The following is a 15066-nucleotide window of genomic DNA, read 5'->3' on the forward strand; positions in this document are numbered from 1 at the left end:
CGTCCGGCGCGCTCCCGCCGACTGGCCCAACTGTGATGCCTGTCCCCGGCGGTGCGCCGCATCCGTGACCGCACCCCAGCACCACCGACCACGCGCCGAGCCGCCCGGACCGGCAGAGGGTCGATCACCACCACCCACCAAGCAGGCACCACCCACTCCGCGGACCGGCGACGACCACCAGCCGCACCGATCGAAAGACACTCCATGAACGACCCGCCCCCCGGTCCCTGGCACCCCAGGCAGTCACGCCCTTGGGGACTGATCGTCGTTTCGGCCGGTTTCCTCGCCGCCGCCGCCTCGGTGATCGCCGTCGGTCTCAACTCCCTCGGTCTCACCCCGGTCCTGCAGTAGTCCCGCCCGGTGGCCTACGGGGGGTCGACGCACGATGCGGCGCCCCGTGGGCCAGCCGTCCCGTGGCCACGTACCGACCGAGCCTCAGTACCAGCCTCCCGACGAAAAGGACCCCACCTTGCCACCGAGCTCCCGTCCCGGTACGGCCCGGGCTTCGTCCCCGGCCCCAGGCCACTCCGACGCGACAGGGACGGAGACCCCCGGACCGGTCCAGCGCCCGCCGTGGACGCTGCTGACCAATCACGGCCACGTCCTCCTGGCCGTGGCCCAGTCCCGGGACGCCCGAGTGGCCGAGATCGCCGCCCGGGTGAGCATCACCACCCGGGCCACCCTGGCCATCCTCAGGGACCTCGAGGACGCCGGCTATCTCACCCGGCACCGAGTGGGCCGGCGCAGTCACTACACCGTCGACACCCACCAGCACTTCCGTCATCCGGCCACCGCCAGCCACGAAGTGGGCGAGCTCCTCGCGATCTTCATCCCCGGGGCGGCGGACCCGTCGCCGGAGAACGGCTGAATCGATGCCGGGTGACATCAGGAACTTCAGGAAGGGCCGCCACGACACCTCGCTCTAACCGATACCCGCAGCTTCGCTGGCGACAGCGCCACCGCCTACACCCGGGCGGCGCCGGTGGAGCAGACCGAGGCCGTCTCCGTGCGCGAGCGGTGGCTGGTGCGGGTCCCGCTGGGGCTGTTCAGCGGTTGGATCACGGTGGCGACGGTGGCCGGAAGCGGCGAAGCCCTGATCACCTCCGGCATCGGGGCACCCTGGCCGGGGCCGAGGCCTGGGCCACGGCGGTGCTGGTCGCCGCGGGCGCGGCCGGTGCCGCGCTGTCCTGGTTGCGGCCGGTCTCCCTGGCCTATCCCTCCGCGGTGACCAGGGGACTGGCCGCGGTGGCCGTGCGGGTGCTGCGCCAGCACCCGGTGGTGGGGGCGGCGGCGGTGCCGGCCGGGGTAGCCGTGGCGGTAGTCGGGGTGGCCGGTGCGCGAAGACGCGGGAGAGTCAGGGGCGGGGGCGAACGTGCAGCTAGGCCGGGGGCGGTGTCCCCGGCCCGGTGAAGAGTTGCCGCGGCAGCCCCACGGCCTGATGGGCATCCGCTGGATGGTTCGTGGATGGCGCCGCCGGGGGCAATGCGGTCGTCTCTGCTGGGTGCGTGGCCGGTGGTCGGGGGCCTATTGAGTGCGCGACGCAGCAGGGGCACTCTCGCAAGGCCCTGAAGCGGATGCGAGGCGATCGGGGTGGGCGCAGCGCGCCGGTCTGCGTGGTGAAACGGGCGCCACTCGAGGTCGCGGTGTTCGACGACGGACACCACTTCGTGGTGCGGCGGACTCAGCGGCACAGGGTGTCCGTGGGTGTTTCCCCGTACTGGGCGCGGTACGCGGCGGTGAAGCGGCCCGGGTGGGCGAAGCCCCAGCGCGCGGCGATCTCGCGCACGGTGTCCCCGCGTGTGGCGGCGGAGAGCAGGTCGGTGTGGGCGGCGTCGAGACGGGTGGTGCGCAGGTAGCGCATGGGTGTGGTGTCGAGGTGGCGGCGGAAGGCCGCGTGCAGGCCCCTTGGGCTCAGCCGGGCCGCCGCGGCGATCTCGGGCAGGCCGATGGGCTGGGCCAGGTGGGTCTCGATGTAGGCGACCGCCCGGCGCAGGGCCGCCGGCTGGGCCGTCCCCGAAGGCTGCGGGTCGTCCCCTGCCTCGAGGAAGGTGCTGGGGAAGGTCTGCAGCACCGCGATGGTCAGGCTGCGCAGGCTCTGCTCCAGCAGCAGCGGGCCGGCCGCAGCGGCGTCACCGCTCAGCACGTGGTCAACGACGAGTCCGGCCGTGGCCTGCCAGTACTTCAGGTGGGTCTCGGTGAGCGGGTGGTGCCCGGTGAACTCCAGCCGGAAGCCGGTGCGCCCGGTCATGGCCCGGGCGTAGTCCTCCACGACCGCGCTCTGCACGGTCAGGGTGCTCAGCCCCAGATTCTCCCACCGGGCCTCGTAGCTGTCGGTGGGGAAGAGGAAGGCGGGTCCGCCGATGATCTCGGCACGGTCGGAACGGACGAGGAAGCGGCCGTGGGTCAGGCAGCCGATGCGCAGCAGACCCGAGTTGTCGTTGGCGCCGTGGCTGTCCCAGCCGATCAGCCGCACCCGCTGGGCGGTCAGCGGACCCAGGGCGGTGTACGCCAGCGACATCTCGAACCCCGCCGCTGGCTGCGCCAGGCGCAGGCGGCGGTAGGCCCCTTCCATCGCCGCCCGGCCCTCCTCCGGATCCCGAGTCCTCAGGACCGACCACCCCTGCGGTGAACCCATGCTTCCAGGCTACTCAGATCGTCTCCGGCGCACAGCGGGTCCTGTCCGTAGACTGGAGGGGATGTCCGGCAGGGAGCAGTGCTCGGACGTCGCGCCCGCACGCAGCGAGCCGATGGGGGAGAACACCGATGAGCGCACCGTTCCACCGTGTGGCCACGGTCAGGGAGCCGGAGGCGGTCGCGTCCCTGTTCGCCGAGGTGCGCGTGCCCTTCTCGTTCACTCCGTCCCACCGTAAGTTGTGTTACCGGCATCGCCACGACGGGGACGAGTACCTGTCGGTGGTGCGGCTGGGCCTGGACGGACCGTTCTCCTCTTGGGGCGACACCGAGGTTTTCGGTGTCACCGACGGCCGCGCGACCTCCTACGAGTGGTCCACCGGCACGGAGACCGGCACCGGCCTCGGCTCCCCGGTGCTGTTCCGTCCCGGTCACCCGACCCTGATCGTCGGGGGGCCCTTGGAGGTGACCACCATCAATCTCACCCGCCCCCTGCTGCAGGGGGTCGCCGACACCGTCTACGGCACCGACGCGCCCGTGGCCTTCGCCTCGGCACGACCGGTCAACGACCGGCTGGGCCAGTACTGGACCGGCGTGGCCGGCATGGCCCGTGACACGGTGGACTCCGCTGCCTTCGCCGAGCCCCTGGTGCGTGTGCAGCTGACCCGTCACCTGGCCGTGGCCATGCTCGAGTGCTTTCCCCTGGTGGGGGACCGCCAGGAGCGTGCCCTGTCCATGGAGGCCCAGGCCCGCGTGTACCGCGTCGCGGTGGCCTTCTTCGACGGCCACACCTCCCTGCCCGTCACCGTCGAGGACGCCGCCCGGGCCGCCGACACCACCACCGAAGCCCTGGTGCGCGCCTTCCGTGCCAACCACCCGCGCAGCCTCACCCCGGCCGCCTACCTGCGCACCACCCGGCTGGCCGCCGCCCACGCCGACCTGCTTGCCGGCGACCCCACGGCCGGGGACACCGTGGGCGAGATCGCCGCGCGCTGGGGTTTCGCCCACCCGGGTCGGTTCGCCGGTGCCTACCGAGCGGTCTACGGGGTGCCGCCGAGGCGGACCCTCCAGGGGTGAGCCCACGGAGCGGCAAGACTCATTTCCGCGCGAGAGTCCGGGGTCCAGAACTCCATGACGTCAGCACATCCCTGTGACTGCTCGAACGGCAGCTGATCCCCAGGGCAGAAAGACCCTGAGGCAGCCACAGTTGCTTTCGCTTTACATATGGCCGGTCTATGGGCGAATCGCGTTGCGGTGAGGGTTCCGCTATTGGACGGTGTTAGGTGCAGTTGGGTACGGGGAGAAGGTCGGCAGTGGTGACGACGGTAGCGAACTCTTCGTGGAGATTCACTGCAGTCATGTGAGCGATTTCCTCGGCGGGCACCACGGTGCCGTCTGGTGCGGAGCGGTCGAAGGTGTAGGTCGCATCGAGGGCAAACAGCACCTGGTAGCCCAGATTGCCTCCGACTCGGGCGGTGGTCTCGCAGCAGTGGTTGGTGGTGATTCCGCAGACCACGATGGCTTCCACCGCGTTGTCCTGGAGCCAGGCGTGCAGGTCGGGTGTGCCGTGAAAGCTGGAGTTCACGCTCTTGCGCACCAGCAGGTCGGGGGCGCCGGTGAGGATGTCCTGGAACTCGTTGCCGGGCTGGCCCGGGGACAGCGGGGAGCCTGGAGTGGTGGAGTCGTGTCGGATGAACACCACTGGTTGCGAGGTGGACTGCCACTGGGTCAGCAGCGCGGTGATATTGGCTTCGGCGTCCGGGTTGTTCCGGGTGCCCCACCACGTGGTGTCCGTGAAGCCGGTCTGGACGTCGACGATGATCAGCGCGGTCTTGAGTCGGCTGATCAGTTGCTGGGCTGTCTCGGTCACGGGCTCTTCTCCTGGTTCTGACGCTGACGGTCTGCGGTCGTCCTACTGTGCAGGGTGGTGCTGTAGAGATCGCTGGTGTACGGGCATCGTCACCGGACGGCGGTTTCGAAACCGGGGTGTACCGGCGGCGGTGTAGGCGATGAGCACGTAGAGAACCACCACCCAGTCATAGGTCAGGCACGAGACGGCGTAGGCCTCCGGGGCGAAGGCGTGTCCGGGGCCCCACAGGTGCAGGGGGATGTCCCAGAAGGGGTGGAGGGCCCAGCCGGCGGCGAGCCAGAACGGGGAGCGGCGCAGGCCCAGCACAGCAAAGGTGGCGAGAATCCCGGCTTGGGTGAGTTCGAGGGCCACCCAGCCGGGGCCGGCTCCGGCGGTGATGGCGAAGCCGACGTAGAACCCGCCGGCGGCCACCAGGACGAGAGCCAGAAGCACCCTGCCGAAGATTTCTCGAAGGTAGCGGGAGAGCAGGAACGCCACGAGGGCCAGGATTGCGCCGTTGATGGCTCCACCCAGCAGATAGTTGGCCGACAACGCTGTGGTTTCCATGATCGGGTCCTTCCTGTGCGGTGGTGCCCCTCCGACCCGGTGGCTCAACCGGTGACTTAGGGGCCATGGCATCAGGGTAGGAAGGGGTCGGTGAGGCTCACACCGGTGAAATCACCAGGGTCGGGAAGCGCTGGACGAAGGAGCTCCCGCATCGAGGGGGTGGCGTATGAGCTCGGCCCGGCTGGAGACGCCGAGCTTGGCGTAGATATTGCGCAGGTGGAAGTCGATGGTGCGGGGGCTGAGGAACAGATGGGCGGCCGCCTCGCGGTTGGTCATGCCCTCCTGGACGAGGGTGGCGACCTGGATCTCCTGCGGGGTGAGGGCCACCGCGGTGGAGGGATCGCGCCGACGGGCCGTGCGCCCGGAGGCACGCAGCTCCTGGACGGCGCGTTCTTCCCAGCGGCGGGCCGCGAGATCGGTGAAGGTCTCCAGAGCGGCCTGCAGCTGGGGGCGGGCATCGACTCTGCGACGTGCCCGCCGCAGGTGTTCGCCGTAGGCCAGTTGTGTGCGGGCGCGGTCGAACACGCGCGGAGAGTTCTGATGGTGTTCCAGGGCGGCGCGGTAGTAGCTTTCGGCTTCCGGTCCGTCGGTGAGCAGGGCCCGGCCGTGCAGTGCGGCGGCGGACGCCCAAGCAGTGCAGGTCGCTTCGGCGAACTTCTCCACGTCTTCGACCCAGGTGCGCGCCTGGTCGGGGTGACCAGCGCGCACGGCGGTCTCGACGCGATCGATGGTTGCCTGGCGGCACATGATCGGAAGTTTCAGCTCGGCCAGGTGGTAGTGCGCAGATGCCGGGTCCTCGCCGGCGACGGCCCTGCCCCAGTGGAGCAGGTCGTGCACGATACCGGTGACAATGCCCGTCGGATGATGCTGGACGATCTGCTCGGTTGTGGCCAGGTGCTGCAGGTAGGTCTCCTTGCTCTGGAGACCGTCCAGCAGGGCGAGCTGGGCGTGTGGAAGCGCCGTGAGGCCGGGCTGGCCGATGCCCTGAGCAAGGTGCAGGGCTTCGGCGGCCCCTGCGCGGGCGGTCGCCCAGTCGCTGACGGCGATGTCGGTGAGGTTGCGCCGGGTGAGGGCGTAGAGCACCATCACCAAGGCACCGGTGGACCGGGCTCTGGAGAGCAACAGGTCGTGGTAGTGGCGGGCGGCGTGGTCATCGCCCAGATGCAGAGCGGCGATGCCGAGGTTGGGCAACAGGTCCTGGTCGATGCCTTCCAGCGTGACTTTGTCGGCGAAGGCTGCGCGCAGGGCTGGGGCACCCTGGTTGATGTCGCCGCGGGCGATGTGGTCCAGGCCCACGAGCAGGTGCCAGAAGCAGTGCACGCGGGCGGGGGCCGTGGTGGGAGGCTCTGGGATGAGTGTGGTGGGGCGGATGTCGATGCCGGAGTCCCCGCCGAAGGAGGCCACGGCGGCAGCGAACATCCCCATTTCCAGGGCGCGGACGGGATCGGCCCCGGCGACATCCTGGGCTCCGTGCAGGATCATGTGATGTCCCAGTTGCACCGAGCCGGTGTTCCACTCGATCCGGGCCCGGCGGCGCACGGCATCGGCGCGTAAACCCGGGTCCTGGGTGATGGCAGCCACCGTTTCGTTCAGTGTTCTGGCGCGGGTGATCTGCCCGGCCAGATAGGCGCTCTGGGCGGCCTCGTAGAGCAGCTCGGCACGGTGTTCGGCCGTTGTGGTCAGCTCCGCGGCCCGTTCCCAGGCCGCGCTGGCGGCTTCGTGCCCGCCACGGGAGCGGGATCGGTGGGCCACCTCGTCCAGCTGGGCGGCCACGTCGAGGTCGGGTCCTTGCGCGGCGGCGGCCAGGTGCCACACCCGTCGCTCGGAGGCGTCCTCGCCCGTCAGGGCGTCGGCCAGGGCTTGGTGTGCTCGGCGGCGGCGGTAGTCGGTGGCGGCCCCGTAGACGGCGGAACGCACCAAGGGATGGCGCAGCTCCACCTGGCCGTTGACGATCCGCAGCAGGTCGGAGGATTCCGCGACGTCGAGGGCTTCCTCTCCGGCGCCCAGGTTCCGGGCCGCCTGACGGACGGTGCTCAGGTGGCCGGTGTCGTCAGCGGCGGTGACCAGCAGCAGGGTCTGCGCCGGTTCCGGTAGGCGCCGGCACCGGTCCAGGAACGCTCGTTCCACCCCGGTGGTCAACGGCAAGGGGTGGGGCAGCCGGGACGTGCCGGCCAGCTGCTCCGGGGTCAAGGATCGGGCCAGTTCTATCAGGGCCAGCGGATTGCCGCCCGTGCTGGCCTCGAGCTCTCGGACCACGTCGGCGGGCATGGCCATTCCCGACTGCCGCTCGAGCAGCTCAGCAACGTCCGGGGTGTCGAGTCCGGCGAGGTTCAGCTCGGGGAGATCTCCGCTGTCGAAGCGGCGCTCGTCCCCGTCCCGGGCGCCGAACAGTAGCGCGACGGGTTCAGCGTCCAGCCGGCGGGCCACGAACAGCAGAGCGGCCGCCGAGACGTCGTCCAGCCACTGGGCATCGTCCACCACGGCTAGCACAGGGGAGTGTTCAGCGGCTTCGGCCAGCAGGCTCAGCACGGCCAGAAAGACCAGGAACCGGTCCACGCCTTCTGCGGTGATCTCCCCGAACGCCGCCCGCAGAGCGTCGGCCTGTGGGTCCGGCAACCGTCCGATGTGCGAGCTCAGTGGGCGCAGCAGACGGTGCAGGGCGGCGAACGCCAAAGGGGATTCGGACTCCACCCCCCGGGTGCGCAGCACCTGCATCCCCCGCGCACGGGCAGCGGCGTCGTCGAGCAGCACGGACTTGCCGGCCCCCGGCAGACCACGCACGACCAGGGCTCCACCACGCGAGTCCTGGGTCTGCTCGAGCAGTGCTGCAATGGCGGCGCGTTCCTGCTGTCGTCCCTGGATCACGGCGGCAGTCTACTGACGCGCCGGGCAGCGAACCCGGTGATTTCGCCGGTCCGAAGCACTGTGACGGGCACGCATGCTCAATTCGCCGGTCAACGACGACCGCGGTCCTGTTGAACTTCCTCGAGGAGATGTCATGACCGTCCCCGTTCCTTCCCGTCCCGCCACCCAGCACGCGGTCCGCGCCACCTATCAGGTCGCCGGTATGTCCTGCGGGCACTGCCGCGCCGCCGTCATCGAGGAGCTCGGCGCTCTGACCGGCGTGGGCGAGGTCGACGTCGAACTCTCCACCGGGCACGTGACGGTCCTCAGCGATCGCCCCCTCGCCCGCGGCGCTGTCGCCGCCGCCCTGGAGGAGGCCGGGTGCACCCTCCTGTGACCCCGTCCCGCTGTGAAGCCCATCGCCACATCCACGTTCCGGAGGTAACGCCATGAGTACCACCCGCACCGCCACCGTCCGAGACCGGCGTGCCCGGGCTTTCGCCCGCCACTACCTGGAGATGGTGGTCGCCATGGTCGTGGGCATGATCGCCCTCGCCCCCGTCTGGTCCTGGGTCCTGGAGCGGATCGGTGTCACCGAGCTGTTCTCCCGCCCGGACCTGGCCGCCCTGGTGATGGCCACCGACATGACCATCGCCATGTCGGTGTGGATGCGTTTCCGCGGCCACGGCTGGGCGCCGATCGCCGAGATGGCCGCGGCGATGTACCTGCCCTTCATCATCCTGTTCGTGCCCCTGTGGGCCGGGCTCATTTCGGCGACCACCCTGATGGTCGCCGGGCACCTGCTGATGCTGGTGGCCATGGCCGGGGCCATGCTGCTGCGCGTCCACGAGTACACCCACGCCCACCACCACACCCACCACGCCGCGTAGCAGGCCTGACAAGCCCTGCCCAGCTGAAGGAATGATCATGAGCACCCAGACCCTGACCGAAAGCACCCTCGAGGTCGGCGGCATGACGTGTGCCTCCTGCGTGCGGCGGGTGGAAAAGGCCCTGACCAAGCTCGAAGGGGTCAGTGCTGCGCACGTGAACCTGGCCGCCGAAACGGCCACGGTCGCCTTCGACCCCGACACGGTCCAGCTGGAGGACCTCACCACCGCACTGCAGGCGGCCGGCTACACCGGTCGGCCACGGGGGACCGGCCGGTCACAGGGGACGAGCTCGACACCGGCACCGCCCACCGCCGTGCCACCGACCGCCACGGACGACCGCGAGACGAAGCAGGACGCCGATCTGACCGTGCTGCGGCGCAAGTGGCAGGTGGCCCTCACTGCCGGTCTGGGTTTGATGGTGCTGATGTATGTGCCGTTGCCCATCGACGCCATGGACTGGGTGATGCCGGGACTGCTGGTGGTGGCCACGGTCGTGCAGTTCTGGGCCGGGCGCGGCATCTACGCCGCCGCCTGGGTTGCGGCTCGTCACGGCACCACCACCATGAACACCCTGGTCGCACTGGGCACCGGGGTCGCCTACGGCTACAGCGCCTTCGTCACCCTGTGGCCCGGTGCCGCGGAGTTCTGGGGGTTGCCCCTGCACGTGTACTACGAGACGTCGCTGGTCATCCTCGCTCTGGTGCTGATGGGACGGTGGCTGGAAGCGAGGGCGAAGAAGCGCACCGCCGCCGCGATCCGGGCGCTGACCGAGCTGGCACCGCCCACCGCCCGCGTTATCCGCGAGGGCGTCGAGCTGGATGTGCCGGTGGAGCACGTCGTGGTGGGTGATCTGGTGCGGGTGCGCCCCGGGGAGAAGATCCCGGTCGACGGCACCGTCGTCGAGGGGGCCTCGAGCGTGGAGGAGAGCATGCTCACCGGTGAGAGCGTCCCGGTGGACAAGGCGGTCGGTGACACGGTCATCGGTGCCACCATCAATCGCACCGGCTCCCTCGTGGTGACGGTCACCGCCGTGGGTGCGGACACGGCCCTGGCCCAGATCGTGCGTCTCGTCGAGGACGCCCAGGGCTCGCAAGTCCCGATGCAACGGCTCGCCGACGCGGTCTCGGCCTGGTTCGTGCCCGCCGTCCTGCTCATCGCCGCGGCGACCTTCACTGCTTGGGCCCTCTTCGGACCCGGCGATAACCGCATGACCCTGGCCATCACCACCGCCATCGCGGTGCTGATCATCGCCTGCCCCTGCGCCCTGGGTCTGGCCACCCCCACCGCTGTTATGGTCGGCACGGGTAAGGCCGCTGAACTGGGCATCCTCATCGGCAACGGTGAAGCCCTCGAGACGGCCCGCCGGGTCAGTGCGATCGTGCTCGACAAGACCGGCACCATCACCACCGGGCGCCCCGCCCTCACCGACATCACCCCGGCCGGGGAATGGGCACCGGATCACATCCTGGCCCTGGTAGCGGCCGCCGAATTGGGTAGCGAACACCCTCTCGGGGAGGCCCTCGTCACCGCCGCCCGGGAGGCCAGGTTGGAACTGCCGCCCGTGCAGAGTTTCGAGGCTCTGCCTGGCCACGGCCTCCAAGCCGTCGTGGACGGTCACACGGTGCTGATCGGCAACCCGGCTCTGATGGCTGCCCACGGGGTGGACATCGCGAGCCTGGCCACTGCGGCCACCACAGCGGCCCGGACCGGGTCCACCCCGGTCTTCGCCGCGGTGGACGGACAGGCCGCCGGTTTGCTGGCCGTGGCCGACACCGTGCGCCCCGAGGCCGTCGACGCCGTCGCTCAGCTGAAGGCTTTGCGGCTTCAGATGTGGATGGTCACCGGCGACAACGCCGACACCGCCACTACAGTGGCCGCGGCCGTGGGCATCGACCACGTCCTGGCCGAGGTGCTGCCCGCCCAGAAGGCTGAGCGGATCGCGGCCCTGCAGGCCCAGGGGCACATCGTGGCCATGGCCGGTGACGGCATCAACGACGCCCCGGCCCTGGCCCGGGCGGACCTGGGCATCGCCATCGGCACCGGCACCGACGTGGCCATCGCCGCCTCCGACATCACCCTGATCGGCGGTGACCTTTCCGGCATCGTCTCCGCTATCGCCCTGTCCCGGCGCACCGTCGCGACGATCAAGCAGGGCCTGTTCTGGGCTTTCGCCTACAACGCCTTGCTCATCCCCGTGGCCGCCGGTGCCCTGTACCCGGCCACCGGGTTGCTGCTGGACCCGATCCTGGCCTCGGCGGCCATGGCCATGAGCTCGGTCAGTGTCATCACCAACGCATTGCGCCTGCGTGGCTTCACCCACCCGGCCGGGGTGCAGGAGATCCTGCACCCGCCGCTGCGCACCCGGGTGGGCCACTACGCCTACCTGACCGGGGTCGCCGGGCTCGCCCTGGCCATCGGAGCCGCGCTCACTGCGCTGAGCTACAGCGATCCCGCCCAGCGGGGCATGAACGGGGTGCTGGCCTGGGCGCAGTCCACCGGCATGCCCATGCGCCCGGCCATGAGCACCATGATGACCACCGAGACCGCCCCTATCCCCGCCGACGAAGCCGAGGTCGACGTCCGCCTCGACCTCCCCGGCGACGTCCGCCCCGGGCAACCCACTCGGATTCTGGTCAGCCTCACCGATGCCGCCACCGGGACACCGGTGGAGGACCTGGGCCTGAGCCACGAGGTCTGGATGCACCTGATCGTCACCCGGACCGACCTGGGCAGCTTCGCCCACCTGCACCCCGAACCCACCGGGAAACCCGGACAGCTGGCCGTGGAGGTGACCTTCCCGACCGCCGGCACCTACCGGATGGACACCGAGTTCCGCCGCCAAGGCCAAATGACCGACGTCCATGACACCCAGCAGGTCGTCGTCGACGGCACCGCCCCGGCCCCGGTGGACCTCGCTCCGAGCCCCAGGACCCGGACCGTCGACGGTGTGAGCGTCACCCTGACCGGAGACGCCCGGGTGGGGGAGACCAGCGACCTGACCTTCGCCTTTGCCGACGCCGTCACCGGACAACCCCTCGAGGATCTGCAGCCTTATCTCGCCGCCGCCGGTCACGTCGTCGTCATGGACGCCGCCGGTCACGGCTTCGCCCACGAACACGCCGAGGCCGAGGACGAGAACGGCGACCCCGTCTTCGCCCTGCCCGGCCAGCAGTACGGACCCACCTTGGATGTGCACACCCACTTCGAGGAGCCAGGCCTCCACCAGCTGTGGGGCCAGTTCCGCCTCGCCGACAGTTGCGTGCTCACCGTGCCTTTCACCGTCGAGGCCCGCTGACCACCACGCGGGCCCGGGGGCCCAGCCTGCACCTCCCCGGACAGCCGTGAACGAAACCCGGTGGTTTCGCCGGTGCGACCCTGCGGGCCCGCGCCGGAACATGAAACCAAGCACGAACCCCAGATCCCCAGCCGATCCAGCGTCGCTTGAAAGGACACTCCGATGATCCAGGCACAGCACCTGACCAAACGCTACGGCGCCAAGACCGCCGTGGACGACATCTCCTTCACAGTCCACCCCGGCCGGGTCACCGGCTTCCTGGGCCCCAACGGAGCCGGCAAGTCCACCACCATGCGCATGATCCTGGGACTGGACCGACCCAGCACCGGGTCCGTCACGGTGAACGGCAAGCCCTACGCCCAGCACCGGGCCCCGGTGCACCAGGTCGGGGCCCTGCTCGACGCCAAAGGCGTGCACCCCAGCCGCAGCGCCTACGACCACCTGCGTGCCATGGCCGCCACCCACGGCATCCCCAGGACGAGAGTGCGGGAGGTCATCGACCTCACCGGGCTAAGCGCCGTGGCCGGCAAGCGGGTCGGTGGCTTCTCCCTGGGCATGGGCCAGCGCCTGGGCATCGCCGCGGCCCTGCTGGGGGACCCGCAGACGATCATCCTCGACGAGCCGGTCAATGGCCTGGACCCCGAAGGCGTGCTGTGGGTGCGCACGCTCACCCGGCAACTGGCTGCCGAGGGGCGCACCGTGTTCCTGTCCTCGCACCTGATGTCCGAGATGGCCCAGACCGCCGACCACCTCATCGTCATCGGCCGCGGACGGCTCATCGCTGACGCCCCGATGCGCGAGATCCTCGACGGCGGGACCCGCGCCCGCATCCGGGTGCGTACCGAGGAACCGACCAGGCTGGCGGACCTGCTCACCAGCGCCGGCGGGCAGGTGACGACCGGTGGCACCGACGTCCTCGAGGCGACAGGACTGACCGCTCGACAGGTCGCCCGCATCGCCCTGGACCACCACATGCTTGTCCACGAACTCGTCGCCCTGCAGGCCTCCCTGGAGGACGCCTACATGGAACTGACCAAGGACGACGTCGAATACCACTCCCTGGAACTGACCACCGAAGGACGATGATCACCATGACCACCACCACCCTCCACCGGGAAACCGTAGCGATCGCCTCCGGCCGCGTCACCTTCGGCCGGGTACTGCACGCCGAGTGGATCAAGTTCTGGACCCTGCGTTCCACCTTCTACCTGTTGTTGGCCACGGTCGCCACCATGGTCGGCCTCGGCACACTCGGGGCCTGGGGCCTGACCGCGGCCATGGACGACGGGCACCCCGTCACGGACGCGATGATCCACGCCTTGCCCAGCGGGGGACTGACCTTCGGGCAATTGCTCATCGGCGCCCTGGCCGTGCTGTTCATCTCCACCGAGTACGCCTCGAGAATGATCCACGCCACCATGACCACCGTCCCGACCCGCACCCCGGTACTGGCGGCCAAGGCGCTGATCATCGCGGCCGTCTCCTACGTGGTGGGCACCGGCTCCGCGCTGCTCACCCACGCCGCCGTCCAGCCCCTCCTGCGCCCCGACGACCTGGACTTCACCCTCACCACGGCAGGGGTGGCCGGCAGCATCGCCCGCACCGGTCTCTACCTGGCACTGGTCGCCCTACTGGCCCTGGCTCTGGGCGCTCTGCTGCGCAATAGTGCAGGGGGGATCGTCACCCTCAGCGCCCTGCTGCTGGTGCTGCCCACCGCCCTGAGCGTGATCTCCGGGGACCTGGCCGCCGAGATCGCCGAGTACCTCCCGTCCAACGCCGGCAACCAGCTCGTGGCCATCGAGATCGCCGACGACGCCCTCACCCAGCTCCAGGGAGGAGTGGTCATGGGCGCCTGGGCCCTCGTACCCCTGCTCGCCGCCACAGTGCTCCTGAACCGACGCGACGTCTGACCAAGCACCGGCGCCCCTCCCTGGTGCGGTGGCCGTGGTGGTCTACACCACGGCCACCACACTCATGCCGGAGCCGGAAGGGCCCACACCACATGGACATCACCCGTTGAAAGGAACCCCCGTGCCACGACCTGCCACGACCGCCGATCTGCCCCGGCTGGCCGATGTCCTCGTCGACGCCTTCAACGACTATCCCTGGACCAACTGGACCATCCCGGACCAAGACCGCCACCAAAGGATCCGCACCCTGCAATTGCTCTACCTCAGGCACGCGGGGCTGTCGTACGGCATGGTGTGGACAGTGCCGGATCACACCGCGGTCGCCGCTTTCCTGCCCTCGCCGACCCCCGACCTGCCATCGGCGGTGCTGGAACAAGTCACGCATGCCCACGGGGACCGTCTGGCGGCCCTGCTGGAAGCGGAGGAACTGGTGGCGGCCCGCAGACCCGCCCACGACTGGGTGCTGGCCACCGTGGGCGTGGCTCCTACCGCCCAGGGCCGCGGCCTGGGCAGGACCGTGGTGAGCGCTGGGCTGGAAGCCATCGACCGTCAGGGTGGAACCTGCCTACTGGAAACCTCCAACCCCCAAAACCTGCCGTTCTACCGGCGCCTCGGCTTCGCAATCGAGGCTGTCGTGACCACCCCAGGACCACCGGTGTGGATCATGACCCGCACCAAGTGACAGTGTCCATGCACTTCACCAACCCATGCCTGAGACCGGGCAAAAGCCGCGACATGAAGAGAACGCCCACCACTTTCGCATAAGGCCGGTCAGGGGCCTCTATCCGCCCCCTGCATCGCCTTTAGGGTATGCAAGATAACAGAGCCAGAGTGCGGTCGGGTCATCCTGAGGCACCATTCATGCCTGCTTGAAGAGCGATAGAATCGGGGTGATTCCTGCAATCGCTTTGGGACTCGGGCATAGCCTGCCTAGATGTAAGAGGGCATGACGTTATTGGCACGGGCCGGGACGCGTGAGGCCGGAGGCTGATCGCCGCAGGCGGTGTGGGGCCGATGGTCCCTCTGTATTGTCAAGCGGCCAGTGCCACTGGTTCGGGGATCTGGAGCGGGGGCTCGGCG

13 protein-coding genes are annotated in these 15066 nt (G+C 69.8%); 9 read left to right on the forward strand and 4 right to left on the reverse strand.

Annotated features, from left to right (window positions below):
• The first annotated feature begins 204 nt into the window (after positions 1–204).
• On the forward strand, positions 205–351 hold the full coding sequence (locus ACFU0Y_RS11725; RefSeq protein ID WP_380214691.1) for a hypothetical protein: 147 nt from the start codon (positions 205–207) through the stop codon (positions 349–351).
• Positions 352–469: 118 nt separating this feature from the next.
• Positions 470–868, forward strand: coding sequence for a helix-turn-helix transcriptional regulator (locus ACFU0Y_RS11730; RefSeq protein WP_380214692.1), 399 nt, complete (start codon positions 470–472; stop codon positions 866–868).
• 813 nt (positions 869–1681) lie between these two features.
• On the opposite strand, the gene ACFU0Y_RS11735 is transcribed toward ACFU0Y_RS11730, so the two are convergent.
• On the reverse strand, positions 1682–2635 hold the full coding sequence (locus ACFU0Y_RS11735) for a helix-turn-helix domain-containing protein (RefSeq protein WP_380214693.1): 954 nt from the start codon (positions 2633–2635) through the stop codon (positions 1682–1684).
• Positions 2636–2763: 128 nt separating this feature from the next.
• On the opposite strand from ACFU0Y_RS11735, the gene ACFU0Y_RS11740 reads away from it, so the two are divergent.
• On the forward strand, positions 2764–3708 hold the full coding sequence (locus ACFU0Y_RS11740) for a helix-turn-helix domain-containing protein (RefSeq protein ID WP_380214694.1): 945 nt from the start codon (positions 2764–2766) through the stop codon (positions 3706–3708).
• A gap of 202 nt (positions 3709–3910) precedes the next feature.
• Here ACFU0Y_RS11740 and ACFU0Y_RS11745 read toward each other — a convergent pair whose 3' ends face one another.
• The 3 genes from ACFU0Y_RS11745 to ACFU0Y_RS11755 all read right to left on the reverse strand — a co-directional run bounded on the left by ACFU0Y_RS11745 (position 3911) and on the right by ACFU0Y_RS11755 (position 7912).
• Positions 3911–4501, reverse strand: coding sequence for a cysteine hydrolase family protein (locus ACFU0Y_RS11745; protein WP_380214695.1), 591 nt, complete (start codon positions 4499–4501; stop codon positions 3911–3913).
• 42 nt (positions 4502–4543) lie between these two features.
• On the reverse strand, positions 4544–5047 hold the full coding sequence (locus tag ACFU0Y_RS11750) for a DUF6010 family protein (protein ID WP_380214696.1): 504 nt from the start codon (positions 5045–5047) through the stop codon (positions 4544–4546).
• 111 nt (positions 5048–5158) lie between these two features.
• Positions 5159–7912, reverse strand: a complete 2754-nt coding sequence (locus ACFU0Y_RS11755; RefSeq protein WP_380214697.1) for an ATP-binding protein — start codon at positions 7910–7912, stop codon at positions 5159–5161.
• A gap of 133 nt (positions 7913–8045) precedes the next feature.
• On the opposite strand from ACFU0Y_RS11755, the gene ACFU0Y_RS11760 reads away from it, so the two are divergent.
• From ACFU0Y_RS11760 to ACFU0Y_RS11785, 6 genes are all read left to right on the forward strand, one after another.
• Entirely contained in the window at positions 8046–8288 is a 243-nt protein-coding gene (locus ACFU0Y_RS11760) for a heavy-metal-associated domain-containing protein (protein WP_380214698.1), read from the forward strand.
• 52 nt (positions 8289–8340) lie between these two features.
• Positions 8341–8781, forward strand: a complete 441-nt coding sequence (locus tag ACFU0Y_RS11765) for a hypothetical protein (RefSeq protein WP_380214699.1) — start codon at positions 8341–8343, stop codon at positions 8779–8781.
• 37 nt (positions 8782–8818) lie between these two features.
• Positions 8819–12076 (forward strand): heavy metal translocating P-type ATPase, encoded by a 3258-nt coding sequence (locus ACFU0Y_RS11770; protein ID WP_380214700.1) that lies wholly within the window; start codon positions 8819–8821, stop codon positions 12074–12076.
• Between the two features lie 162 nt (positions 12077–12238).
• Positions 12239–13162 carry an ABC transporter ATP-binding protein gene (locus ACFU0Y_RS11775; protein ID WP_380214701.1) on the forward strand — a complete coding sequence of 308 codons (924 nt, stop codon included), beginning with the start codon at positions 12239–12241 and terminating at the stop codon, positions 13160–13162.
• A gap of 5 nt (positions 13163–13167) precedes the next feature.
• Positions 13168–13986 carry an ABC transporter permease gene (locus tag ACFU0Y_RS11780; RefSeq protein ID WP_380214702.1) on the forward strand — a complete coding sequence of 273 codons (819 nt, stop codon included), beginning with the start codon at positions 13168–13170 and terminating at the stop codon, positions 13984–13986.
• A 121-nt stretch (positions 13987–14107) separates the two neighbouring features.
• Positions 14108–14668 carry a GNAT family N-acetyltransferase gene (locus ACFU0Y_RS11785; RefSeq protein WP_380214703.1) on the forward strand — a complete coding sequence of 187 codons (561 nt, stop codon included), beginning with the start codon at positions 14108–14110 and terminating at the stop codon, positions 14666–14668.
• The last annotated feature ends 398 nt before the right edge of the window (positions 14669–15066 follow it).

The sequence above is a fragment of the Kocuria sp. NPDC057446 genome (genome assembly GCF_042802875.1).
Classification (GTDB): domain Bacteria; phylum Actinomycetota; class Actinomycetes; order Actinomycetales; family Micrococcaceae; genus Kocuria.

Coding starts and splice junctions, on each gene's coding strand:
- ACFU0Y_RS11750 (WP_380214696.1), bottom strand. CDS start 5,047: ATGGAAACCACAGCGTTGTCGGCCAACTATCTGCTGGGTGGAGCCATC.
- ACFU0Y_RS11725 (WP_380214691.1), top strand. CDS start 205: ATGAACGACCCGCCCCCCGGTCCCTGGCACCCCAGGCAGTCACGCCCT.
- ACFU0Y_RS11760 (WP_380214698.1), top strand. CDS start 8,046: ATGACCGTCCCCGTTCCTTCCCGTCCCGCCACCCAGCACGCGGTCCGC.
- ACFU0Y_RS11740 (WP_380214694.1), top strand. CDS start 2,764: ATGAGCGCACCGTTCCACCGTGTGGCCACGGTCAGGGAGCCGGAGGCG.
- ACFU0Y_RS11735 (WP_380214693.1), bottom strand. CDS start 2,635: ATGGGTTCACCGCAGGGGTGGTCGGTCCTGAGGACTCGGGATCCGGAG.
- ACFU0Y_RS11765 (WP_380214699.1), top strand. CDS start 8,341: ATGAGTACCACCCGCACCGCCACCGTCCGAGACCGGCGTGCCCGGGCT.
- ACFU0Y_RS11770 (WP_380214700.1), top strand. CDS start 8,819: ATGAGCACCCAGACCCTGACCGAAAGCACCCTCGAGGTCGGCGGCATG.
- ACFU0Y_RS11780 (WP_380214702.1), top strand. CDS start 13,168: ATGACCACCACCACCCTCCACCGGGAAACCGTAGCGATCGCCTCCGGC.
- ACFU0Y_RS11775 (WP_380214701.1), top strand. CDS start 12,239: ATGATCCAGGCACAGCACCTGACCAAACGCTACGGCGCCAAGACCGCC.